A 22,127-nucleotide genomic window follows, 5' to 3' on the forward strand; every position below is an offset into this window, starting at 1 on the left:
AAGGCAGCGGCCACATGTCTGCGGCCCCGGAACGAACACCACTGCTTGCCACTTGCCATTGTCCGGGCTCCTCGATCAGGAAGACGCTGACCCGGTCTTGCAGGATGTGTTTGTCAGGGCTTTGCGCGAGCCGCCAGGATCGCGGCACATTGCGCAAAAGTCAGGCGCATAAGGGCAGGCGGACAGTGGCTTCCAATCCGCCACCGGCACCGTTCGCAAGCGTGATGCTGCCGCGATGCGCCTCCACCAGCGATTGGACGATCGCCAGGCCAAGCCCGATCCCGCCAGTCGCGCGGTTGCGCGACGCTTCCTCGCGAAAGAACGGTTCGAAGGCGCGTTCGAGGCCCGCCTCGGTCATGCCCGGCCCGTAATCCGTGATCATGACAACGGCATCGCCATTGGCCCTGGCAAGGCGGATTTCGGCGCGCTGGCCATACTTGATCGCGTTCCCGAGGAGATTGGCAAAGAGGCGGTCCAGCTGGACGGCATCGCCCTCGATCACGAGCGGCGCGGGCGGATCGTCCATCCGCACATCATGGCCGAGATCGCTGAGGTTCTGCGCGGCGATCCGCAATATCCCGCCGAGATCGATCTTGCTGAAATCGGGTTGCTGGGTGCGGCTCTGCACGAAGTCCATGGTCACCGCGATCATGTCGTCCATTCCCGCGATTTCCGCTTCGAGGCGGGTGCGCTCCGCATCCCCCAGCCGCGCGGCCAGAAACCGCATCCGTGCCAGCGGCGTGCGCAGATCATGGGCGATGGCACCGACCACTGCCGTCCGTTCGCGGATCAAGGCTTCGATGCGCCGCTGCATGTCGTTGATCGCGGTTGCGGCCTGCCGGATTTCTGCCGGCCCCGCGACCCGCACTTCCTCGAAGACGCCGCGTCCCACCCGGTCTGCGCTCATCGCAAAGGTGCGGATCGGACGCGCCAGCACGCGGCTGACAAGCCACGCCAGTGGCACGATCCCGATGACGGCAAGCCCGATCAGCTTGAGGACGCCGATCTGCCAGATCGGTCCGGGGCTGTGGCCTTCGGTGCTGACCACCCGCCAGCGACCGTCCGGCAAGTGCAATGCGGCGTCGAAAGGCCCGATGACCATCGCGCCGAAGCGGGGATCATCGCCGAACAATCGCTCGCTTTCGACGATATTGCGCCCATAGGTGCCATTGATCCCGGTGCTGGGCAGCAACGCATCCTTCGCCATGGCAAACCTCAGCCGATCAGGACTGACGCCGAGGCCGCGCGCCATCGCGCGTTTCATGGTCTGCTCGGCCGCCGTCCGGCCATCGTCAAAGCCGGGTGCCGCGCGCAAGGCAACCGTGCGCGGGACGACATTGACGCCGGAGATCGGCTGCCCGGCGAGGAGCCGGCTCACCTCAAGTGTCGAGATCGGCAGCTGGATCGGCACCGGGGTGAACAGGATCATCACGGCGATGGCAATGGCCACTGCAAGCGCGCCGCCCATGCCCAGCAGAATGCTGTAGGTGAAGATCGAGCGGCTCACCGCACATCGACCTTGGCGGCGAAGATATAGCCTTCGTTCCGGATCGTCTGGATCAGTTCGATCTGCGAACGCTGCGCCAGCTTGCGGCGCAGGCGGCTAACCTGTGAATCGATGGCTCGGTCGAAAGCGTCGCTGTCATCTCCGCGCGTGATGTCGAGGAGGTAGTCACGCGTGAGTACGCGCTGCGGCCGCTCCAAAAAGGCTCGCAGCAGGGCAAATTCGCCGACCGAAAGTGGAGTCACTACTTCCGCCGGATCGCGCAGAATGCGTCGGTGCATGTCGCAGGTCCAGCCGGCGAAGTGATAGAAGCGCCGCTTCTCGTGTTCTCCACCGCCGCCGCCGCCGGTGCGCCTGCGCCGCAGCAGGGCGCGGATGCGGGCGACCAGTTCGCGCGGGGAAACCGGCTTGGCCAGATAGTCGTCCGCGCCCACTTCAAGCCCTACGATGCGGTCCGTCTCCTGCCCGAGCGCGGAGACCATGATCACCCCGACTTCGCTCGAAAGCACCAGTTCGCGCGCGAGGGCGAGCCCGTCTTCCCCCGGCATCATCACATCAAGCACGACCACATCGACCGGCTGCCGCCGCAGCAGCGCTCGCATCTCCGTCCCACCGTTCGCCTCGTGGACCTCGAAGCCGTGGCTCTCCAGAAACTCGCGCACCAGCGTGCGCAGCGCATCATCGTCATCGACGACAAGAATGCGGAACGGGGCTTCGCGTTCGGGATCAATCATAGCGCAGCGCTTCGATCGGATTGAGGGCCGCCGCGCGGCGCGCCGGAAAATAGCCGAACACCACCCCGATCAGCGCGGAGAACGCAAAGCTGAGCAGGTTGATCGCCGGATCGAACAGGAACGGCAGCCCCATCAGCGGCGCGACGATCAGGCAGGTCACCAGCGCGAGCGCGATGCCAATCAGGCCGCCGAGGCACGAGAGCACCACCGCCTCCACCAGAAACTGGAGCAGCACTTCATGCCCCAGCGCGCCGATCGCCAGCCGCACGCCGATCTCGCGCGTGCGCTCGGTTACGCTCACCAGCATGATGTTCATGATCCCGATCCCGCCCACCAGCAAGCTGATCCCGGCAACGGCGCCGACCAGCACGGTCAGCAGTCCGACCGTGCTGGCAATCGTATCGGAAATCTGGCGCGAATCGAGGACGCTGAAATCGTCCGCCTCGGTTGGGGCGAGCCGCCGCCGCTCGCGCATCAGCGCCACCAGCGAGGCCTTGATCGCGCTGCTGTCGAAGGCGGGATCAACCCCGACGATGATCGCGCGGACATCATGGTTGCCGGTCATGCGGCGCTGCACCGCCTTGATCGGCATGACCACGGTATCGTCCTGGTCCCCGGCAAACCCGCTTTGTCCGCGCTCTGCCAGCACGCCGACGACTTCGCAGCTGATGTTGCGCACGCGCATCGACTGCCCCACCGGATCGACGCCCTGAAACAGATTGCGCGCAATGGTCGAGCCGATCACGCAGACGCTTCGGCCGGATTGCTCCTCGGCTGGCGTGAACCGCCGGCCGGCGCTGAACGCCAGTTTCTGCGCCGTGAAGAAGTCGTTGCTCGTGCCGGTCACGCTGGTCGACCAGTTCTGCGCATTGCGCACCGCGGTGGCTGCGACTTGCGCCTGCCCGGCGACTGCGACAACCCCGGCGATCTGGCTGTGGATCGCGGCCAGATCGTCGAGCTTGAACGGGGGTGCGACCGCTGCACCCCCGCCGCCCGGCCCGAGGCTCTGCCCAGGGCGGACCTGCAGCATGTCGGACCCCAGCGCGCTGATCGATTGCCGCACAGAAGCGGTCGCGCCGTTGCCCAGCGTCACCATCGTGATCACCGAGAACACGCCGATCACCACGCCAAGCACCGTAAGGAACGAGCGCATGAGGTGGCGGCGGATTTCCCGGAAGGCGAGGAGAATGGTGGTCCCCAGCATCAGCCCTGCACCTCGATGCGCTCGACCAGCCCGTCGCGGAAGCGCACCACGGTGCGGGCATAGGCTGCCATGTCTGGCTCATGCGTGACCATCAACACGGTGATCCCGGCCTCGCGGTTGAGCCCGGTCAGCAGCGCCATGATCTCGAGCGACCGCTCGCTGTCGAGATTGCCGGTCGGCTCATCTGCCAGCAGCACGGCCGGCGAAGTGACAATCGCGCGTGCGATGGCAACGCGCTGCTGCTGCCCGCCGGAAAGTTCGTTGGGTGCGTGGTGCGCCCAGGCCGCAAGCCCCACATTGTCAAGCGCGGCCATCGCCAGCGCCCGCCGCCGCGCGCCGCTTTCACCGCGGTAGAGCAGCGGCAGTTCGACATTCTCCAGCGCAGACGTGCGCGCCAGCAGATTGAATCCCTGAAACACGAAGCCGAGGTAGCGCCGCCTGAGCAGCGCGCGCTGATCCCGGTCCAGTGCCTGCACTTCGACGCCCTTGAACACGAAGCGCCCGCTGGTCGGCGTGTCGAGGCAGCCGAGGATGTTCATCGTGGTCGATTTGCCCGAACCGCTCGCACCCATGATTGCGACGAAATCACCTTCCGCCACATCGAGATCCACCCCGCGCAGCGCTCGGAACGCGGCGGGCCCTTCACCGAAGGTCTTGGTGATGCCCGATAGCCGGATCAGCGGCTCAGCCACCTGTGCTTCCCTTGGCCGCCGACTTCACTCCGGTGATGACGACCATGCCCGCCCGCAGGCCTTCGCCCGTGAGAGCGGTGCGCCGACCGTCGCTGCGCCCGGTGACCACCTCGACCATGCGCAGGCTACCATCCTTTCCCAGCACATAGATCGGCAGTCGGCTACCCGCGCCGACCTCGCGTTGCTGGCGCACGGTCGAGCCGCGCTGGTCAGGTGGACCGATGCGCAAGCCCGAAGCCTTGACCGCCGAAGCCGGCGGCGTAAATCGCAGCGCCGCATTGGGCACAAGCAATGCATTCCTGATCCCCGATGTCTCGATCACTGCCGTCGCCGTCATGCCAGGACGCAACACGAGATCGGCGTTTCTGAGCACCAGCGTTGCGATATAGGACACGACATCGGAACTCGACGTCGTGGTGCCCGAGCTAGCCGCGAGGTTTTTCGCGCCAAGGTCGATCCGGATCAGCCGCGCGGGGAAGGTGCGCGTCGGAAAGGCATCGACGGTGAAGCTCGCAGGCTGCCCTTCGCGCACCTGGCCCACATCGGCTTCATCGACAGCAACCTCCAGCTTCATCTGCGTAAGGTCCTCGGCAATGATGAACAGCTGCGGAGTGTTAAACGCGGCCTGTACCGTCTGCCCGGGATCGATCAGCCGCTTGAGCACCACGCCCGTCACCGGCGAGCGGATCACCGCGCGGTCAACCTGCGTGCGGTTCGACGAAAGCGCGGCTGCCGCCGCCGCGACATTGGCCTCGGCCGCCGCAAGCGAGGCGCGGGCGCGGGCAACCGCTGCCACTTGCGCCGCCATCTCGACGTCGGCCGGTACGCGACCGTCCGAAAGCCGCCGCACTTCCTGCAAGCGGCCAAGCTGGAGCCGCGCCTCGTCCAGCGTCGCGCGGGCCTGCGCCACGCTAGCGGTGTTTGCGGCCAGCTGCGCCCGGCTCTGGTTCACCTGATCGGTCAGCCGTGCGGTGTCGATCACCGCGAGCACCTGTCCCTTAGTCACCCGGTCATTAGCGTCGACCCGAACATCGCGCACGATGCCCGAGATTTCCGAGCCGACATCGATCTGGTTGGTCGGCGCGAGATTGCCCGTCGCAGTGACCGTAACCGAGAGGTCACCGCGCACAACTTCGCCGGTGACATACTCCGTCTTCGCACCGCCGCTCAGCAGCCGCAGCACGAGGAGGGCCAGCAGGACCACGCCCAGCAGGGCTGCGGCCCACTTGCCCCAACGGGTCCACCAGCCCCTCGGCGGGCGCGCGAGAAAGATATCGAGATCGGTCTCCGCTTCTGCGGTCATGGCCTTGTCTTTCCTGAAACATCGGCGTCCTGCGGCCAGTCTCCCCCAAGCGCGAGGTAGAGCTGGATCGCGGCCTTGGCGCGGTCGCCGCGCGCGCTGGCCTCGCTGTCGCGCGCACTCAGCAATGTGCGCTCGGCATCGAGCAGCGTACGAAAATCGGTGAGCCCGGCGCGGTAATTGCTGCGCGCCAGCCGCGCCGCCGCATCCGCGGCAGCCACCTGATGGCCCAGTTCGACCAGCCTTGTGTCGCTGGTTTCGCGCGTCACCATCGCGTTCTCGACATCCTCGAGCGCGCCGAGCACGCGGCCGCGATAATCGGCAAGGCTCTCCTCGGCCTCGCCGCGGCGCTGGCGCACCACGCTGCGCAGCCGCCCGCCATCGAAGATTGTCGCAGAAAGCGAGGCGAAGACCTGCCCGGTCACCACATCGGTCAAGGTGCGGATCGAGTTCGACGTTGTGCCTAGATTGCCGGTCAGGACCAGCGCGGGATAGAGCTGCGCCTCGGCCACTCCGATCCGCGCCGATGCAGCGGCGAGCCGGCGTTCGGCGGCGCGCAGGTCCGGGCGGCGGCGCAAGAGGTCAAGCGGTGCGCCCACCGCAAGGCCGGGAGCGGCAGGCACTTGGCTTGACTTGCCCAGCAGCGGATCGATCGCCTCGGGCGCCATCCCCGCCAGCACCGCAACCCGATTGCGCGCCGCCGCCTCGGTCCGCACCAGCAGGGGAATGCTCGCTGCGGTCGCAGCGCGCTGCGACCGGGCCTGTTCCTCATCCAGTGCGGAAACCAGTCCAGCGCGCACTCGGAAGCCCGCGATCACCAGATTGTCGTCCTGCGTCCGCAACGTATCGCGCGCAATATCGAGCCGGAGCGCCGTGGTGCGTGCATCAACCAGATTGCGCGCCAGCTCGGCGAGGATGGCGCGCTGCACATCGGCCAGCGAATAGCGCGCCGCCTCAAGCAAGGCTGCCGATGCCTGCCGCCCGCGCCCCAGCCCGCCGAACAGATCGGCGGTCCAGCGCGCATCGAGGCTTTGCGAGAAGCTGTCGCTGTCTGGCGCGGCGCTGTTGAACAGCCGTCCGGCGCTGCCGCTAGTGCTGATCGTCGGCGCGAACTGTGCCTGGGCCTGCCGCAGTCCTTCGCGCGCCTGTTGCAACCGCGCGGCAGCCGCAGCGATATCCGTGTTCCCCGCCACGGCGCGCGCGATGAGCGGGGCAAGCGCAGGATCATCGAAGCGCCTCCACCAGTCGGCCTCGCCTTCCTGGTCGGCAGGTGCTTCCACACCGTGCAGAAAGGCCACGGGCACCGAGAGCGCCGCAGCCGACTGCGGATGGTAGTCCGGCCCCGCCCGGCACCCACCGAGCACAACAAGCGAGGCCAAGCACATGACCGTCCAGCGCCGCCTCAAGGTTTACAGGCACCCAGCCAGCGGCCGCTGTAGGTAGCATTCAGGGTCATGAACATGGCCTTCATCCGCCCGGTCATGGCAAATCGGTCCGCGTCATGCGTGCCGGTCCACAGGCCGCGAATGCGGCCCATCGGCCCCTTGCATAGAGTCGAATAGCTTGCCGTGCCACCCGCGACCTTGAGATCGGCGATCGCGCACTGCGGTGCGTTCTTGTCCGTTGCTGGAGGCCTGATCCGGATCGGTGCGGCCGGTTCGCGCGCAAGCGTCGCGGCATCGAAGCAGACCTCTTCGGCTGCGCTGCGCGCACTTCCGCCCGGACCGGCGTTCATCGTGCGCGTCAGCGACCAGAGACCGGGCCTGAAGGCAAAGCTGGCCGGCTGCTGCGCATGGGCCCTGGCGCCCACCAGCAGCAGCGATGCCGTCAGCGCAAATCCCGCTGCACCGGAAGCAAGTTGGAGGGCTGTCTGGCGATTCATCGTCAATCCTGTGCTTAAATTGGGCAGCAGGCAGCGGGCAGCGCGGAGCAGAGCCATGATCTTCATGCCGCCGTACTAGGCCAGACCTGTCACGCTGCATTGCCGCCACTGACAAAAAGCTGACACAAACGAGGGCGGGCTTTGCCCGCCCCGCATTCGTAACGGGTTCAGAAACGGACGCCGAAACCCGTCAGCACCTGGTTGCGCTGCACGCCCCCGGAATAGTTGGTGTAGTCATATTCTGCCTTGAGGTAGGTGTGCTGCGTGATTGGGACCTCAGTGCCAAGACCGAGGCGGATGCCGTCCCGATAGATGCTCTTGCCAGAATGTGTGCCGTCCGGGAGCAGGGTTTGATCCCGGAACAGTGCATTGGCATAGCCGATCTTGCCGAAGACCTTGGCATTGGCGCCAATCGTCGTGCCAACGCGAAAGCTGAGCCCGAAATCCCGCCGCGGCGCATAGGCCGTGCCGCTCGCCGCGCTCGCCACGAGTTCGGCAGAGCTGAAATCCACGGTGCCTTCGACTCCGGCGAACAACCCGCCAGCAAGATCCTTGTCGAAGCCGATCGCACCGCCGTAGGTCACGCCTTCGGATCGCCGATCGAGGTTGCCGAGATCGAAGTCGAGCCGGTCCCACCCGGCGCGGACCTCGACCCGAGGCCCTTCGGCACGAGCCGGGGTGCCAGCGAGGATCGCGCCGGCGAGCGCGAGAAAAAACAGTTTACGCATGGATGCCTCCAATTTGTGCAAGGGGCAGGCACCTGCGCCAAGGAACAGCGTTGAGACCGAACCTGTGATGGCCGTCGCCTGATCAGCCGAAGCCGACGGTCCTGCAATGTGCGCCGATTTTTGCGGCGCGTTGCCAGTCATTTGCCAAATTGCGATGCGCTTACATTGTCAGATGCTAGCCCCGTATGCCTCCCCGCACATCATTTGAATGGTAGCCCTCGCCGTAGTTCGCATAAATCTCCAGGCCGCGGCCCGGTTGCCATGCAAGTGCCGCCTTCGGGGTAACGATCGCGGCGCTGCCGCTGCCCGAATTGGCGGCATTGTCGGAACGGACATGGTAGGTGATCGCATCCGCGCGCAGGCCGAGGATCGCGCGCAGCGCCGGGGCAAGGCGGACGCTGGCCTCGCCGAACAGTCCGCCACTCGCCTCGTCGACCCGGTCCTCGCGCACCGTGGAGACAACCTCGCCCGCGACCGTGCGATAGAGACCGACCTTGCCGATACGGTCCCACCGTGCATCGGCACCGAACCGCCAGATCACCGGTCCCTCACCAAAGGTATGTCACCCCCGGCCGCGCGACGGCGTATACCAGATCGGCGAGGACCAGGCGCGCTGCTGGATCGTGGGGGCCACAGCGAGGCAGGAATATTGCCCTGCGGCAGGCCGATCTGGCGCAGCGCCCCGGCAAAGGCCGCGCCGTGGAGCAGGCCGAAGCCGAAGGCCACGACCCATGGCTGACGCTGGGTCAGCCCGTCTTCTCCCCGCGCCTTGCGCACGAGTTCGACCGCAAGGAACAGGATCGACCAGGCGACCATCGCCTCGACCAGCGCGGGATCGAGCGCGAGGATCCTGAGCGCGGTGAGCGCCAGCGTGATCGAATGCGCGACGGTGAAGGCGGTGATCGTGCGCAGCAACGGACAGCGGCGGACAAGAAAATGGAGCGGGTAGCGGGAATCGAACCCGCATAGCCAGCTTGGAAGGCTGGAGCTTTACCACTAAGCTATACCCGCGGCGCATTGGCCTCTGCCACGCCGCGCGGCTTCTCGTCAACCTTCGGACCTTTGCATCTTGCGCCATTCGTCGTGCGCCTTGCCCTGCCTCGTCGCAGCGGCTATTGTTATGTTGCATAACCCAATCCGGAGAGCCACGTGTCCGATTCTGCCCAGTCCGCCCCTGTCCTCCCGGCGCTCGAGCGGCTCCTGCGGCCGCGTTCGGTCGCGGTGGTCGGCGCTTCGGACAAGCCGGGCGCGCTCGGTACCACGTTGCTCTCCAACCTCGATGCCAACGGCTTTGCTGGCGAGATCTATCCGATCAACCCCAAGCGCGAGAGCCTCGGCGGGCGGGCCTGCCTGCCGGGGATCGAGGCGCTGCCTGATGGCGTAGACGCTGCCGTCCTCGCCATCCCGCGCAGCGGTGTGCTCGATGCGGTGAAGGCGCTCGCCGCGCGAAAGGTCGGCGGGGTGGTCATCTTTGCCGCCGGGTTTGCCGAGGGTGGGGCGGAGGGTCTCGCCGAACAGCGCGAGATCGCCCGCATCGCGCAAGAGGCCGGGATGGTTCTCGAGGGTCCCAATTGCCTTGGCCTCGTCAACTATGTCGACCGCATCCCGCTGACCTTCGTCGAGACGGACGCCCGGCCGCCCGCGGGCGGACGCGCCATCGGTGTGGTCTCGCAGTCCGGCGCCATGGCGGCAGTGCTCGGTACCGTGCTCCTCGCCCGGACATGCGGCGTGTCCTACTCGGTCTCGACCGGCAACGAGGCGGCGAGCGGCGTCGAAGACTACGTCGAGTGGCTGATCGACCAGCCCGATACCCACGTCATCGCGATGATCGTCGAGCAGTTCCGCAAGCCCGCGCGTTTCCTCGCCGCCGCGGCGCGTGCCGCTGCTGCGGGAAAGCCGATCGTCCTGCTCCACCCCGGCACCTCCAGCGCCGCGCGCGAATCCGCGGCGACCCATACGGGTGCGATGGCGGGCGACTATGCGCTGATGCGCGCCAAGGTCACCCGAGCCGGGGTGATCATGGCCGACACGCTCGAAGAGCTGGGCGATATCGCCGAGATCGCGCTGCGCTGCCCGGCGCTGCCTTCCGGGCACACGGCGGTGCTGGGCGAATCCGGCGCGTTCAAGGCGCTCACGCTCGATCTGGCGGAAACGCTCGGCCTGCCGCTCGCGCCGCTGCATGATGCGGATTCGCCCGCCTTGCGCGCCGCGCTGCCGCCGTTCGTGCCGGTCAGCAATCCGCTCGACATAACCGCACAGGGCCTTTCGGAGCCTGCCATCTACACCCGCTGCCTTGATGCGCTGCTCGATGATCCGCGCGTCGGCACTGTGCTCGCCGGGATCATTCAGGCCGAACCGGTGACGTGCGGCATCAAGTTCCCGCCGATCCTTGCCGCCGCGACGGCCAAGCCGCTCACCAAGCCGCTGATCTTCGCCGGGCTCGACGAAGGTGCGATTGTCCCCGCCGACTACATTGGCCAGTTGCGCGCCGCCGGGGTGCCGTGGTTCCCCACCACCGAACGCGCGCTGCGGGCGATAACGCGGCTGACGCAGTGGTCAGCGCGCGATGTGACCGCCAACATCGAAGCGCCGCTGGCGGTCCCCGGCCTTGCCGATCACCTCGGAGTCATTCCGGAGTATCAAGCCAAGGCGCTGCTCGGCCCGCTCGGCATTCCTTTCCCGGCGGGCACGTTCGCGGCGAGCGTGGAGGACGCCGTCGCCGCTGCCGATGCGCTCGGCTATCCCGTCGCGATGAAGGCGCAGGCTGCCGCCTTGAGCCACAAGAGCGACGCAGGCGGGGTGATCCTGAACCTTGCCGATGGCGCTGCCGTCCGCGCCGCGTGGGAGCGCATGCACGCCAGCGTCGCCGCCTATTCTGCCGCGATCACGCTCGATGGCGTGTTGATTGAGGCAATGGGCGCACGCGGCGTTGAAATGATCGTCGGCGCGAAGAACGACCCCGAGTGGGGCCCTGTCCTGCTTGCCGGGTTCGGCGGCGTGACGGCCGAAATCCTTGGCGACGTGCGCCTGCTCGCGGCGGATATGACCGCAGAAGCTGTCGAGGCCGAACTGATGCAGCTCAAGAGCGCGGCGATCCTCTCAGGCTTCCGCGGTGCGCCTGCGCTTGATGTGCCCGCGCTCGCGCAGTTGATCGTTACGCTTGGCCGCGTTTTGCGCGCCGAACCCTCGATCCGCGAGGTCGATCTCAATCCGGTGATCCTGCATCCCAAGGGGCAGGGTGTGGTCGCGCTCGATGCGCTGATGCTGGTGGAGGGGTGATCAGCGCGCCGCGCGCGCAGTCTTCTCCGCCTCGGCAATCGCGGCGCGAGTGATCGGCTCCATGAGTCCATAGCCCTTGGCGTTGGGATGGATGCCGTCTGGCGCAACGTCGGGGTTCATCCCGCCCTCGGCATTAACCAGCGCGCCATGGTAATCCGCATAGACCGCGCCGCGCGCCCGGGCGAGTTCCCGCAGCCAGGCATTGAGCATCATGACCTGCTTTGCCGGGGCCAGCGCCGGCTTCCACGAAAACTTCGACACAGGCAGGATGCTGCCGATGACCACGCTGATCCCGTTAGCGCGCGCGATATCGACCATCGCTGCCACGTGGCTCTTGTACATCTCGGGACTGCTGGGTCCGATATTGCCCGCCAGATCGTTGGTGCCGATCATGATGTGCACCACGCGCGGGCGCAGCCGCACCACGTCCTGATAGAACCGCACGAGGATCTGTCCGCTGGTCTGCCCGCCAATACCGCGCCCGACCGCGCCACCGGCAAACAGCGCCGGGGTCAGCGGCACCCAGTTCTCGGTGATCGAGTCGCCGATGAACACGACCCGCGGTGGCGCTGCGAGCTGCTCGTTCGCCTCGGCGTACTTGCACTCCCACGCCCAGTCGTTTTGCCGGATATAGGGATGACCGAACCACAGGCCCTTCTGATCGGGGCACGGCTTGTCCATGATCCCGTCGCCCGGTGCCGTGATGGGCGGGGACGGCGGGGGAAAGCTCGGTGCCGGTGCCGATTGAGCGAGAGCAGGCCCAGCCCAAAGCGCCAGCGCGGCCAGCGCCCCCAGCCGCATCAGATGATCCCCACGGCCTTGCCGGCGCGTTCGAACATCCCGGCGATCACCTGCACCTGCTCCGCGCTATGCTCCGCACACAGCGAGCAGCGCAGCAAGGTCATCCCCGCCGGGGTCGCGGGCGGACGGGCAAGGTTCACATAGAGTCCCTCGCGCAGCAGCGCTTCCCACATCATCGCGCCGCGCTCCAGATCGGGCATGATCACCGCGATGATCGCGCTCTGCGGTTCCTCAGTGCCCAGCTTGAAGCCGAGGCCGGTCAGCGCCTTGTGCAGCGTGCGCGAGTTTTCCCACAGGTGCGCGCGCTTGTTACCGGCGTGCATCAGCTTGCGGATCGAGGTGGCAGCCGTCGCCACCACGCTCGGCGGCAAGCTTGCGGTGAAGACATAAGGGCGGCAGACGAGGCGCATGATCTCGAATTTCGGGTGGTTCGAAACGCAGAAACCGCCGACCGTGCCGACCGACTTGGAGAACGTGCCGATCACGAAGTCGACATCGTCGAGCACGCCCTGATCCTCGGCCACGCCGCGCCCGTTCGGCCCGATGAAGCCCATCGAATGCGCTTCGTCCACCAGCACCATCGCGCCGTAGGACTTGGCGATGCGGATCATGTCCTTGAGCGGGGCGATATCGCCCAGCATCGAATAGACGCCTTCGAGCACGACCAGCTTGCCCGCACCTTCGGGAATGCGGCGCAGGCGCTTTTCCATCGCCTCGATATCGTTGTGCTTGAACGGCACGACTTCGGCGTCGCCCATCTTGCAGCCGTCCCAGATCGAGGCGTGGCTGTCGATGTCGAGCACGATGTAATCGCCCTTGCCCGCGATCGTGCTGATGATGCCAAGGTTCGCCTGGTATCCGGTCGAGAACACCATGGCATGATCCATGGCGTAGAATTCCTTGAGCGCCTCTTCCACCGCGCGGTGGCCCGCATAGGTGCCGTTCAGCACGCGGCTGCCGGTCGTGCCGCTGCCGTAGTCGTCGAGCGCCTGCTTGCCCGCCGCGATCACGTCGGGGTCGAAGGTCATGCCCATATAGTTGTAGGTGCCGAGCAGGATCGTCTCGCGCCCGTTGCAGATCGCGGTGGTAGGCGAGAGCACCTTTTCCATCACGAGGCTGAACGGATCGGTCACGCCCGTCGCCAGCAGCGAACGGCGCGTCTCGATCATCGCATCGAACTTGGAAAAGAGATCAGCCGGTGCGGCTTCCGGCGGGGTCATGTCGTTCATGAGGGTCAGCCCTGCAGCTTGGTCACGGCATCGATCAGCTGGCCGTAGGTCTCGATCTCGGCCTGCTGGTTCATGCTGATGATGATGTCGAATTCATCCTCGATGGCGGCCACGAAATCCATGACCGTGAGGCTGTCCCACTCCAGATCGCCGGCGAACGAGGTGGTCTCGTCGATCGCGATGTCGTTCTTGTTGAACGGCTCGATCACTTCGGCAATGCGGGCGGCGGTGGCGGCGCGATCCATTTGTGTCATTCTCCAACTGTGAGGCGCCCTTGCCCCAAGAATAAGGCTGAAAAGCGGCCAGCGGCGTCGCTTGTCAAGCGGCTGGGCAATGTGTCACTTTCGTGAAGCCGTGCAGGGGGCGCGGTGTCTCGCACGGGAGAGCGAAACTGGCCGATCCGTCCACCAGCCCTGAACCGCAAAAGCCCACGCCTTCGCCGCTTTCGCCATCGGGCTATTCGAACCACGCGATCCACCTCGTTCGCACAGCGCAGGGCATCAATCTCACGCTCAGCCAGATGGCCGATTCCAAGGCTTCGATCCTGATGGGCGCGACTTTCGTGGTTTTCACGATCACCATGGGGCAGGCAAAGAACGGTCACCTGCCCGCCTCGCTGCTGGTGCTGGCCGCCTTTGCGTTTGCCTCGGCAATGTGCGCGGTCTTTGCGGTCCTGCCATCGATCGGCAGGCCGGGGCCGAGCGCGCGGCCGAACAAGCTGTTTTTCGGTACCTTCACCGCTATGGACGAGGAGGAATGGACGCAAAGCGTGCTGGCCGATCTCAAGTCGGACGAGGGCACCTTCCGCCTCATGCTCCACGACATGTACCAGAACGGTCAGGTCCTCCAGCACAAGAAGTACCGCTTTCTGGGCTATGCCTACCGCCTGTTCATGGCGGGGCTGACGCTGACAGTCGTGGTGTTCATCGGCGAGTATCTGATGGCGCGGGGTTAGTCATCGATCTCCCTTCGCCGCGCTGCAAGCGCCCGTGGAAGGTTCCGCGCCGTATGAAGCACGGCAAGCACCGATACGGCTTGCGCGTCGGCTGTGTATACGATGATGTAGGGGAGGCGGGAAACCGAATACTCTCTGGTTCCTTGAAGTCTGCCAGCATGGCCTAGCCCGGGAAAACTTGTCAACCGCCTTGCAGCTTCTACGATGGCCCGTGCGACCGCCTCGGCAGCAACCCTGTCTTCGAGGGCGATGAACGTGACGATATCGTCGAGGTCCCGTTTCGCAGCCTCGGCAAAGATCAACTGCACCTAGAGCTTCCAGCCGTGCTTCTCGCCAATTTCGCTGAAGACGTCTTCCGCCGGAATGACTCTTCCTGCGCGGAGATCGGCCAGGCCCGCTTCGATGCGCTCGATCTGCCAGGCGTTGCGCTCAAGATATTCTTCCAGTGCCTGACCCACGAGGTAATTGCGCGAGCGGTCCATGGAAGCGGCCAGCGCGTCGATACGGGCGATCGTCTCCTTGCTCGTCCGCACGGTGATTGGCTCTGACGACTTGGCTGCAGGCACCTGTAGTCTCCTGTAATCTCTAGCGCCTGTACCACAGTTCAAACAGCCGCTTAAGCCCCCTCACACCAGCGCCTTCACCGCCATCATGAACGGCCCGATCGATACGGGCTTGGCAAGATAGCCTTCCGCGCCCGCCTCGCGGATGCGTTCCTCGTCGCCCTTGCCGGCATAGGCAGTCACCGCCAGCACCGGGATCGCGCGCAGGGCGGGCTCGCCCTTGAGGGCTTCGATCAGTTCGAGGCCCGAGATATTGGGCAGCTGGATATCCATGATGATCAGATTCGGCACGAATTCCCGTGCGCGAACAAGCACATCGCGGCCATCGGCGAGCGGCTCGACAGCGAACCCGCCAGCCTTGAGCACGTCGCAGAACAGCTTGCGATTGAGGTCGTTGTCCTCGACAACCAGTATTCTTTTTGCCACTGAGCCCCACTATCCTCACGCCGCCCACGGCTCTGCCTAGTCACCCCGAAAGGTCCTGACAATCGCCCGCGAAGTCCTCCCTACACCCGATCCTGCCGCCACCGCGCTGCAGGCGCTCGGCTGGGTGCTCGGTGATGGCGACCGGGCCGAACGGTTTCTTGCGCTGACCGGGCTCACCCCGGAGACCTTGCGCAGCGGTCTCGGCGACCCGGCGGTGCAGGGCGCAGTCCTCGAATTCCTCTGCGGGCATGAGGCAGATCTGATTGCGGCGGCTGAAGCGCTGGGCATGTCCCCGGCCGCGCTCGCCGCCACCCGGGAGAGATTGTGATGACGAAACCGCTGGTGATCAGCGATTGCGACGAAGTGCTGCTGCACATGATCGTGCCCTACAAGGAATGGCTCGGCGAGCATCACGGCATCGATTTCGTGATGGAAGACAGCGATTTCAGCAAGGCCATGCGCTATGCCGGCAGCGGCGATCCGGTTCCGGGTCCGGAAATCTGGCGCCTGCTCGGCTTGTTCTTCGATACCGAAATGCACCGCCAGGGCGCGATTGCCGGCGCGGTCGAGGGCATCAACACACTTGCCGAACATGCCGACATCGTGATCCTGACGAACCTCACCGACGAACGCCGCGATGCCCGCGCACGCCAGCTTCAGGATGTCGGCATCCACGCCCGTGTCTTCACCAACCAGGGCCCGAAAGGTCCGGCGCTCAAGGCGATTCTCGACGAATATCAGCCCAGCCGCGCGGTGTTTATCGATGATCTGCCGCAGCACCACGGGTCGGTGATGGAGATCGCACCGCACGTCAGCCGCCTGCACCTGTGCGGCGAGCCGATGATCGCGCGCCATATCGCTTGCGCCCACGAGAAGGGCCACGCCCATGCCCGTATCGACCAGTGGGAGCATGCGCTGCCCTGGCTTATGGATCGCATTACCGGAGTAAACGACGATGAGTGATACCGCCGCCAGACTTGCCGAACTCGGCATCACGCTGCCCACGCCTGCCGCACCCGTCGCGGCCTATGTACCGACCGTGGAGGCCGGCAGCTTCCTCTATGTCTCGGGGCAGGTCTCTTTCGTCGATGGCGAGCTGGTCAAGGGCCGGCTGGGCGAGAACGTCAGCCTCGAGGAAGGCGTGACCGCCGCGCGCGGCTGCGGCCTCATGCTCCTCGCACAGGCGCAGGCCGCGCTTGGTTCGCTCGACCGCATCGCCCGCGTGGTCAAGCTCGGCGCGTTCATTTCCTCCACGCCCGATTTCACCGACCAGCCCAAGGTCGCCAACGGCGCATCCGAACTGATGGTCGCGGTGTTCGGGGATGCGGGCAAGCACAGCCGCAGCGCGGTCGGCGTGCCGGTTCTTCCCCTTGGCTGCGCAGTGGAAATCGATGCTGTATTTGCTCTCCATCCTGCTTGATCGCCTGCTCGCACCGCCCCCTCAAGCGGAGAAGGTGGCCTGGCTCAAGGGCGTGACCTATGCCCACCGCGGCCTTCATGGTCCCGGACTGCCGGAGAACGCGCTATCGGCCTTCGCCGCCGCGATCGAGGCGGGGTACGGCATCGAATGCGATGTCCAGCGCAGCAGCGACGGGCAGGCGATGGTCTTCCACGATTGGGAGCTCGACCGCCTGACCGCCGAAACCGGCCTCGTCATCGAACGCAGCGCGGCCAAGCTCAGCCAGATCAAGCTCATCGGCAATGACGAGGACCTGATCCCGAGCTTGCGCGATCTGCTCGATCTCGTCGCGGGCCGTGTGCCCCTGCTGATCGAGGTAAAGACGCGCCCCTCCACGCGCATCCCTGCCATCTGCCTCGCCGTGCGCCGCATGCTCGAAGGCTATCGCGGCCCGGTCGCGGTGATGAGCTTCGATCCGCGCGTCTCGCGCTGGTTCGCCCGGCACTCCAGCCACATCGTGCGCGGCCTCGTGATGATGGAGGAAGGCAGCCGCACGCTCTTCGCGCGCACCCGCCGCCACATCGCGCTGTGGCAGGCCAAGCCTGACTTTCTGGCCTACGACATCACCGACATGCCCAGCCGCTTTGCGGGATCACAGCGCAAGCGCGGTTTCCCGGTGCTGACATGGACGGTCAACACGCCCGACCTCATGGACCGCGCCCTCAAGCACGGCGATGGCCCGATTGCCGAGGGGGCGGGGATCACGAGAGCCGCCCGCTCGTGAGCATCACCGCGCGCGTCCACCACGCTGTCGGCGAGATTCCCGCCGTCGAGTGGGACGCGCTTGCGGGCACAGGAAACCCATTCACCAGCCACGATTTCCTGACCCTGCTCGAGGAATCCGGCAGTGTGGGCGGCCGCAGCGGCTGGTCGCCCTTGCCCCTGGTGATCGAGGACGCCGCCGGGATCGCCGCCGCTGCGCTCCCGGCCTATCTCAAGGGCCACAGCCAGGGCGAATACGTGTTCGATCACAGCTGGGCCGATGCGTGGCACCGCGCTGGCGGGCAATACTATCCCAAGCTCCAGATCAGCGTGCCCTTCACCCCGGCGACAGGTCCAAGACTGCTGACGGGCGAGCACCCCGCACTCGGCGTCCCCCTGCTGCGTGTCGCCGAACAGATTTGCGAGCAGAACGCGCTTTCCTCGGCCCACGCCACATTCATCGAACCCGCCCAGCTGCCGGTGTTTCAGGAAGCCGGCTGGCTGCTGCGCACCGACACCCAGTTCCACTGGGACAACGACGGCTATGCCAGTTTCGATGATTTCCTTGCCGCGCTGTCCTCGGAAAAGCGCAAGAACCTGCGCAAGGAGCGGGCCAAAGCGCAGGACGGCGTCGAGATTCGGCAACTCACCGGCGATGCCATCCGCCCCGAGCACTGGGATGCTTTCTGGCAATTCTATCAGGATACCGGCGCGCGCAAATGGGGTCGGCCCTACCTGACGCGCGAGGCCTTCACCCTGATGGGCGAGCGCATGGCCGACCGCATCCTGCTGGTCATGGCCTTCCTTGGCGAACGGCCCATCGCCGGCGCGCTCAACTTCATCGGCTCGGAAGCGCTCTACGGCCGGTATTGGGGGGCGATTGTCGACAAGCCCTTCCTGCATTTCGAACTGTGCTATTATCAGGCGATCGACGCTGCCATCGCACTAGGGCTGAAGCGCGTGGAAGCAGGCGCCCAGGGCCAGCACAAGCTGGCGCGCGGCTACAAGCCGGTGCCGACATGGTCGGCGCACTATATCACCGACCCCAATTTCCGCAGCGCTGTCGCCGATTTCCTCGAACGCGAGCGGCAAGGTGTCGCGCAGGAACAGCTGTGGCTGGGTGAACGCACGCCGTTCAGGAAGGGCTGAAATCTCTCAGATCCTCTCCATTTTTGCCGAAGGCACAAATGGGGAGGTGACAGCCCGCAGGGCTGACGGAGGGGTAAATTCCGCGAACTCTCAAGCCGCCTGGCTGTCGCTCCGCATCATCCGCAGCCATTCGCGCGCGCGGCGCTGGGCTTCGGCGATTTCGCGCGCGGTCATGTCGTCCGACACTTCGGCGCGGCAGGTCGCGGCTTCCTCATGCCCGCCGACGGCGGCAAGGTTGAACCACTTGTGCGCCTCGATCAGATCGCAGGGCGCGCCGTGGCTGCCGGTCGAGAAGGCGACGCCAAGGTCGAACAGCGCGTCCATGTCGCCGGCTGCTGCGGCAGCAAGGCAGGTCGCGACGAGCGAGTCGGTGGCAGCGCAGTCCATCGCGCCTTCGGATGCTTCGGTCTCGGAAACCAGCTTGATCCACGTCTGAGCCATAACCATTCCCCTGTCCCCCCGTGCCGCAATTCCAGCTTGGCCGGGCAAGGACAAAGTCAACAATCTTGGTCAACAATTGGTTAACGCCGAAAAAAAGAGCCTAGGTAAGGGGGCTGGGTACAACTTCGCCGGGCTCCGGAGGAAAACCTTGTACGGTTTCCGTGACTTGCCTATAGGCCCGCCAACCGGGAGCCGCGGGCGTTCCAGTTGCGGACGTCACGGCGGCCGATGGTCGCAAAAGCACGTGCTTGGAGGGCCGTAATGGCTGGTGTGTTGGGTGACGAAATCGACGTTCTGGCCAAGGCACGCCGGGCCATGCCCAGCGATTATCTCCCGTCAGATGACGAACCCTATATGGGCGAGGCCCAGCAGGACTATTTCCGCCGCCTGCTGCTCGAATGGAAGAAGTCGATCCTGTCCGCCTCGGCCGGCACGCTTTCCGCGCTGCAGGACGGCCCGATCCGCGAGCCTGACCTCAACGACCGCGCTTCGAGCGAGACCGAATGGGGCATCGAGCTGCGCACGCGTGATCGCCAGCGCAAGCTGATCGCCAAGATCGATGCCGCGATGCGCCGGATCGATGAAGGCGAATATGGTTACTGCGAAGTCACGGGTGAACCGATCGGGCTAGGCCGTCTGATCGCCCGTCCTATCGCCACCATGACCGTCGAAGCGCAGGAAGCCCACGAGCGTCGCGAGAAAATCTCCCGCGATATGTAAGGTTCGGCGCGGGGAAACGCTTCGGCAGCAGAGTGTCCCGCTCCGGTACAGCCTAAGCAAAAACACCTTAACGCCGCGCCGAATTAAGGTTCCGTTAGCCACCCTCGCTTAGCAATCCGCGAGAAAGTTCTGCGACTTTCTTCGTGGCGTTCAGTGCGGCTCAGCGCACTGTTCGTGGGGGCCTTCTTTGGCAGATGAGACGGAATCCGGGCGTGACTGAACTCGATCATCGGCAGGTAGGGCGAGACAGCCTGTTTCTCATGGCGGACGTGCGTCTCGCCGGGGCGGGCGACGAGCACCGTGTCAAGGTTCGCAACCTTTCGGGCGGCGGCATGATGGCCGAAGGCCACGTCAAGGTTACCCGCGGCGCCAAGCTCGAAATCAATCTGCGCAATATCGGCTGGGTCGAAGGTGTCGTTGCCTGGATTCAGGAAAACCGCTTCGGCATCGCCTTCCTCGAGGAGATCGATCCCAAGCTCGCGCGGGAGCCGATCGCGATCCAGCCTGATTCCACGCCGCGCTTCGTCAAGCCCGTGATCGCCACGATCGATCCGGCGCGCATCCGCAAGATCTAGAAAGAATTCTGATGATTCCCGGGGGCATGCCGCCCTTCCGGCGCTGACCCACGCGGTCCCCTGTGCTAGCACCACAAACAATGGTGCGTGGTTTCCGCCTCTCCGTGGCTGCCGCCCTGGCCCTCGCCGGGCTCGGCGCGCTGGTGCTTGGCGTCTCGGCCTGCGGACGGCGCAGCGAAGGGCCGCTGCCGATTGCGCTCATCGGTGATCGCAGCGCGCTTGATACCAGCAGCTTGCGCCTTTCGCCTGCTGCCCGCACCTTGCGCGGCGCGACGGTCGAAGGTCTCGTCAGCTTCGATGCTGAAGGCCATATCGTCCCGGCCATCGCCGACCGCTGGATCATCACCGACGACGGGCAGAGCTACATCTTCCGCCTGCGCGACGGCACCTGGCCCGGTGGCTCGCGCATCACTGCCGAGACCGCCGCCACCGCGCTGCGCAGGGCCATCGCGCAGCTCAAGGGCACCGCGCTCGGGCTCGATCTCGCCGCCATCGAGCAGGTCCGCGTCATGGCGGACCGGGTGATCGAGATCGATCTCGTCGCCCCCGTACCCGATCTGCTCACCCTGCTCGCCCAGCCCGAACTCGGAATGCCCTATGCCCGGCGCGGCTCCGGGCCCATGGGTCTTGCCCGGCGCGGCAATGGTGTGGAACTCTCGCTGATCCCGCCGGAGAAGCGCGGCCTCGTGCCCGAAGAGGGCTTCTCCAGCCGCGCGCGCAGCCTCGTTGTCGATTTCCTGCCGGCGACAAAGGCGGTTGACCGCTTCAACGAAGGCGCGGCGGATCTGGTGCTCGGCGGACGCATCGATTCGATTCCGCTCACGCAGCAGACCGGCCTCGCGCGGGGCAATGTCCAGCTTGATCCGGTCATTGGCATGTTCGGCCTGCTGGTCGAGCGCGATGACGGTTTCCTCGCGGAGGCCCCCAATCGTGAGGCCCTGGCCCTCGCCATCGACCGCGATGCGATCATCGCCGCGTTCAACATCGCCGGTTGGCAACCCACCACGCGCATTGTCTCCGCCGGGGTTGAAGGCGATGCCGGCACGGTCGGCGAGCGCTGGGTCGGCGTCGCGCTCGAGCAACGCCGCGCGCTCGCCGCCGAGCGGGTCACGCGCTGGATGGCCAGCGGCAAGTCCGCGCCCCTGCTGCGCATCGCCGCGCCAAACGGGCCGGGCACGCGCCGGGTGATCGATCTCATTGCGTCAGATTTCAAGGCCATCGGCATCGTCACCGTGCAAGTGGCGGAAGACAAACCGGCGGACCTGCGTCTGATCGACGCGACCGCGCGCTACGGCCGCGCCTCGTGGTTCCTCAACCAGCTCGCCTGCTCGGTCCACAAGCCCGCCTGCAACATGGCTGGCGACCAACTGCTCGAGCAGGCCCGCCGCACCGCCGATATGCGCGAACGCGCGCGGCTCCTCGGCGAAGCGGAGGCCGAGATTACCTCGGCCAATCCCTATATCCCGATTGCCCGCCCCTTGCGCTGGTCGCTGGTGCGCGCGGGCGTCACCGGTTTCGCGCTCAACCCATGGGGCTGGCACCCGCTGCCGCCGCTGGCGGCGCTGCCGCGCTAGCCGGCGATCTCAGAAATCGATCGCGATCCCGTTCCGCTCCCAGTCGCCAAAGCGTGTGGGATCGAGGCCATCGGGATCGTCGCGCTTCTCCGCCTCACGCGGCTCGGGCGCGGGTTCGGTGGACCAATGCTCGGGCCGGGTAAAGCTTGCAGGGCGCTTGGTCGCGCGAGGCGTCTGCTTGTCCATGTACGCTCCCTGCGCCACCGCAGC

The 22,127-nt window shown here is 65.9% G+C and carries 28 protein-coding genes and 1 tRNA gene; 10 read left to right on the forward strand and 19 right to left on the reverse strand.

From position 1 onward, the window contains the following. Positions 1-160: 160 nt before the first annotated feature. From NDB2M1_RS16835 to NDB2M1_RS16885, 11 genes are all read right to left on the reverse strand, one after another. A complete protein-coding gene (locus tag NDB2M1_RS16835) occupies positions 161-1,507 on the reverse strand; it encodes a HAMP domain-containing sensor histidine kinase (protein WP_072384029.1) in 1,347 nt (448 codons plus the stop codon). Continuing rightward, complete coding sequence (locus NDB2M1_RS16840; protein WP_072384030.1) at positions 1,504-2,238, reverse strand: response regulator; 735 nt, start codon at positions 2,236-2,238, stop codon at positions 1,504-1,506. The genes NDB2M1_RS16835 and NDB2M1_RS16840 overlap by 4 nt, the downstream gene beginning before the upstream one ends. Then, entirely contained in the window at positions 2,231-3,442 is a 1,212-nt protein-coding gene (locus NDB2M1_RS16845; protein WP_072384031.1) for an ABC transporter permease, read from the reverse strand. Before NDB2M1_RS16845 ends, NDB2M1_RS16840 begins: the two co-directional genes overlap by 8 nt. Beyond that, on the reverse strand, positions 3,442-4,134 hold the full coding sequence (locus NDB2M1_RS16850) for an ABC transporter ATP-binding protein (protein ID WP_072384032.1): 693 nt from the start codon (positions 4,132-4,134) through the stop codon (positions 3,442-3,444). Before NDB2M1_RS16850 ends, NDB2M1_RS16845 begins: the two co-directional genes overlap by 1 nt. Beyond that, positions 4,127-5,437 (reverse strand): efflux RND transporter periplasmic adaptor subunit, encoded by a 1,311-nt coding sequence (locus NDB2M1_RS16855; protein ID WP_072384033.1) that lies wholly within the window; start codon positions 5,435-5,437, stop codon positions 4,127-4,129. The genes NDB2M1_RS16850 and NDB2M1_RS16855 overlap by 8 nt, the downstream gene beginning before the upstream one ends. Then, positions 5,434-6,813: an efflux transporter outer membrane subunit gene (locus tag NDB2M1_RS16860; RefSeq protein WP_253185929.1), complete on the reverse strand. Its 1,380-nt coding sequence runs from the start codon at positions 6,811-6,813 to the stop codon at positions 5,434-5,436. The genes NDB2M1_RS16855 and NDB2M1_RS16860 overlap by 4 nt, the downstream gene beginning before the upstream one ends. A gap of 23 nt (positions 6,814-6,836) precedes the next feature. Further along, the gene (locus NDB2M1_RS16865) at positions 6,837-7,316 is read right to left on the reverse strand and encodes a DUF3617 domain-containing protein (protein ID WP_171955430.1); all 480 of its coding nucleotides are present in this window, start codon (positions 7,314-7,316) and stop codon (positions 6,837-6,839) included. A gap of 167 nt (positions 7,317-7,483) precedes the next feature. After that, the gene (locus NDB2M1_RS16870) at positions 7,484-8,044 is read right to left on the reverse strand and encodes an outer membrane protein (RefSeq protein ID WP_171955431.1); all 561 of its coding nucleotides are present in this window, start codon (positions 8,042-8,044) and stop codon (positions 7,484-7,486) included. Positions 8,045-8,219: 175 nt separating this feature from the next. Then, positions 8,220-8,585: a TonB-dependent receptor domain-containing protein gene (locus tag NDB2M1_RS16875; protein ID WP_072384037.1), complete on the reverse strand. Its 366-nt coding sequence runs from the start codon at positions 8,583-8,585 to the stop codon at positions 8,220-8,222. Continuing rightward, on the reverse strand, positions 8,582-8,959 hold the full coding sequence (locus NDB2M1_RS16880; RefSeq protein WP_072384038.1) for a HupE/UreJ family protein: 378 nt from the start codon (positions 8,957-8,959) through the stop codon (positions 8,582-8,584). The genes NDB2M1_RS16875 and NDB2M1_RS16880 overlap by 4 nt, the downstream gene beginning before the upstream one ends. A 22-nt stretch (positions 8,960-8,981) precedes the next feature. Further along, positions 8,982-9,055 (reverse strand) — tRNA-Gly (locus tag NDB2M1_RS16885). Positions 9,056-9,193: 138 nt separating this feature from the next. On the opposite strand from NDB2M1_RS16885, the gene NDB2M1_RS16890 reads away from it, so the two are divergent. Continuing rightward, the gene (locus NDB2M1_RS16890) at positions 9,194-11,323 is read left to right on the forward strand and encodes an acetate--CoA ligase family protein (protein ID WP_072384039.1); all 2,130 of its coding nucleotides are present in this window, start codon (positions 9,194-9,196) and stop codon (positions 11,321-11,323) included. On the opposite strand, the gene NDB2M1_RS16895 is transcribed toward NDB2M1_RS16890, so the two are convergent. From NDB2M1_RS16895 to NDB2M1_RS16905, 3 genes are all read right to left on the reverse strand, one after another. Next, positions 11,324-12,004, reverse strand: coding sequence for a GDSL-type esterase/lipase family protein (locus NDB2M1_RS16895; RefSeq protein WP_253185930.1), 681 nt, complete (start codon positions 12,002-12,004; stop codon positions 11,324-11,326). Between the two features lie 119 nt (positions 12,005-12,123). Next, complete coding sequence (locus NDB2M1_RS16900; protein ID WP_253185931.1) at positions 12,124-13,353, reverse strand: serine palmitoyltransferase; 1,230 nt, start codon at positions 13,351-13,353, stop codon at positions 12,124-12,126. A 5-nt stretch (positions 13,354-13,358) separates the two neighbouring features. Beyond that, the gene (locus tag NDB2M1_RS16905; RefSeq protein WP_072384041.1) at positions 13,359-13,598 is read right to left on the reverse strand and encodes an acyl carrier protein; all 240 of its coding nucleotides are present in this window, start codon (positions 13,596-13,598) and stop codon (positions 13,359-13,361) included. 101 nt (positions 13,599-13,699) lie between these two features. On the opposite strand from NDB2M1_RS16905, the gene NDB2M1_RS16910 reads away from it, so the two are divergent. Next, positions 13,700-14,308, forward strand: a complete 609-nt coding sequence (locus NDB2M1_RS16910; protein ID WP_371328216.1) for a Pycsar system effector family protein — start codon at positions 13,700-13,702, stop codon at positions 14,306-14,308. Here the strand turns inward: NDB2M1_RS16910 and NDB2M1_RS16915 are convergent. Genes NDB2M1_RS16915 through NDB2M1_RS16925 form a run of 3 tightly spaced genes read right to left on the reverse strand, consistent with a single transcriptional unit; the run spans position 14,305 to position 15,297 of the window. After that, complete coding sequence (locus tag NDB2M1_RS16915; protein WP_171955432.1) at positions 14,305-14,610, reverse strand: type II toxin-antitoxin system RelE/ParE family toxin; 306 nt, start codon at positions 14,608-14,610, stop codon at positions 14,305-14,307. The genes NDB2M1_RS16910 and NDB2M1_RS16915 overlap by 4 nt on opposite strands. Positions 14,611-14,616: 6 nt before the next feature. Further along, positions 14,617-14,874, reverse strand: coding sequence for a CopG family ribbon-helix-helix protein (locus NDB2M1_RS16920; RefSeq protein ID WP_072384043.1), 258 nt, complete (start codon positions 14,872-14,874; stop codon positions 14,617-14,619). A gap of 60 nt (positions 14,875-14,934) precedes the next feature. Next, a complete protein-coding gene (locus NDB2M1_RS16925) occupies positions 14,935-15,297 on the reverse strand; it encodes a response regulator (protein ID WP_072384044.1) in 363 nt (120 codons plus the stop codon). A gap of 61 nt (positions 15,298-15,358) precedes the next feature. Here NDB2M1_RS16925 and NDB2M1_RS16930 point away from each other — a divergent pair, with 61 nt between their 5' ends. From NDB2M1_RS16930 to NDB2M1_RS16950, 5 genes are read left to right on the forward strand one after another with little or no spacing between them, the layout of a single operon-like run. Then, positions 15,359-15,625, forward strand: coding sequence for a DUF3572 domain-containing protein (locus NDB2M1_RS16930; RefSeq protein ID WP_371328218.1), 267 nt, complete (start codon positions 15,359-15,361; stop codon positions 15,623-15,625). Further along, a complete protein-coding gene (locus NDB2M1_RS16935) occupies positions 15,625-16,260 on the forward strand; it encodes an HAD family hydrolase (protein ID WP_072384046.1) in 636 nt (211 codons plus the stop codon). The genes NDB2M1_RS16930 and NDB2M1_RS16935 overlap by 1 nt, the downstream gene beginning before the upstream one ends. Continuing rightward, positions 16,253-16,717, forward strand: a complete 465-nt coding sequence (locus tag NDB2M1_RS16940) for a RidA family protein (RefSeq protein WP_072384047.1) — start codon at positions 16,253-16,255, stop codon at positions 16,715-16,717. The genes NDB2M1_RS16935 and NDB2M1_RS16940 overlap by 8 nt, the downstream gene beginning before the upstream one ends. After that, the gene (locus NDB2M1_RS16945; RefSeq protein ID WP_072384048.1) at positions 16,689-17,480 is read left to right on the forward strand and encodes a glycerophosphodiester phosphodiesterase family protein; all 792 of its coding nucleotides are present in this window, start codon (positions 16,689-16,691) and stop codon (positions 17,478-17,480) included. The genes NDB2M1_RS16940 and NDB2M1_RS16945 overlap by 29 nt, the downstream gene beginning before the upstream one ends. Then, a complete protein-coding gene (locus NDB2M1_RS16950) occupies positions 17,477-18,607 on the forward strand; it encodes a GNAT family N-acetyltransferase (protein ID WP_072384049.1) in 1,131 nt (376 codons plus the stop codon). Before NDB2M1_RS16945 ends, NDB2M1_RS16950 begins: the two co-directional genes overlap by 4 nt. A 90-nt stretch (positions 18,608-18,697) precedes the next feature. Here the strand turns inward: NDB2M1_RS16950 and NDB2M1_RS16955 are convergent, their stop codons facing one another. After that, positions 18,698-19,048: an SEL1-like repeat protein gene (locus NDB2M1_RS16955; protein WP_054121852.1), complete on the reverse strand. Its 351-nt coding sequence runs from the start codon at positions 19,046-19,048 to the stop codon at positions 18,698-18,700. A 261-nt stretch (positions 19,049-19,309) separates the two neighbouring features. Between NDB2M1_RS16955 and dksA the strand changes: the two genes are divergently transcribed. From dksA to NDB2M1_RS16970, 3 genes are all read left to right on the forward strand, one after another. Continuing rightward, complete coding sequence (dksA, locus tag NDB2M1_RS16960; RefSeq protein ID WP_054121853.1) at positions 19,310-19,768, forward strand: RNA polymerase-binding protein DksA; 459 nt, start codon at positions 19,310-19,312, stop codon at positions 19,766-19,768. 212 nt (positions 19,769-19,980) lie between these two features. Further along, entirely contained in the window at positions 19,981-20,343 is a 363-nt protein-coding gene (locus NDB2M1_RS16965) for a PilZ domain-containing protein (protein ID WP_171955434.1), read from the forward strand. A 104-nt stretch (positions 20,344-20,447) separates the two neighbouring features. Continuing rightward, entirely contained in the window at positions 20,448-21,917 is a 1,470-nt protein-coding gene (locus NDB2M1_RS16970) for an ABC transporter substrate-binding protein (RefSeq protein WP_231624975.1), read from the forward strand. Between the two features lie 9 nt (positions 21,918-21,926). On the opposite strand, the gene NDB2M1_RS16975 is transcribed toward NDB2M1_RS16970, so the two are convergent. Then, a complete protein-coding gene (locus NDB2M1_RS16975) occupies positions 21,927-22,103 on the reverse strand; it encodes a DUF1674 domain-containing protein (RefSeq protein ID WP_072384051.1) in 177 nt (58 codons plus the stop codon). Positions 22,104-22,127 lie beyond the last annotated feature (24 nt).

The organism is Novosphingobium sp. NDB2Meth1 (assembly GCF_900117425.1).
Taxonomy (GTDB): domain Bacteria; phylum Pseudomonadota; class Alphaproteobacteria; order Sphingomonadales; family Sphingomonadaceae; genus Novosphingobium.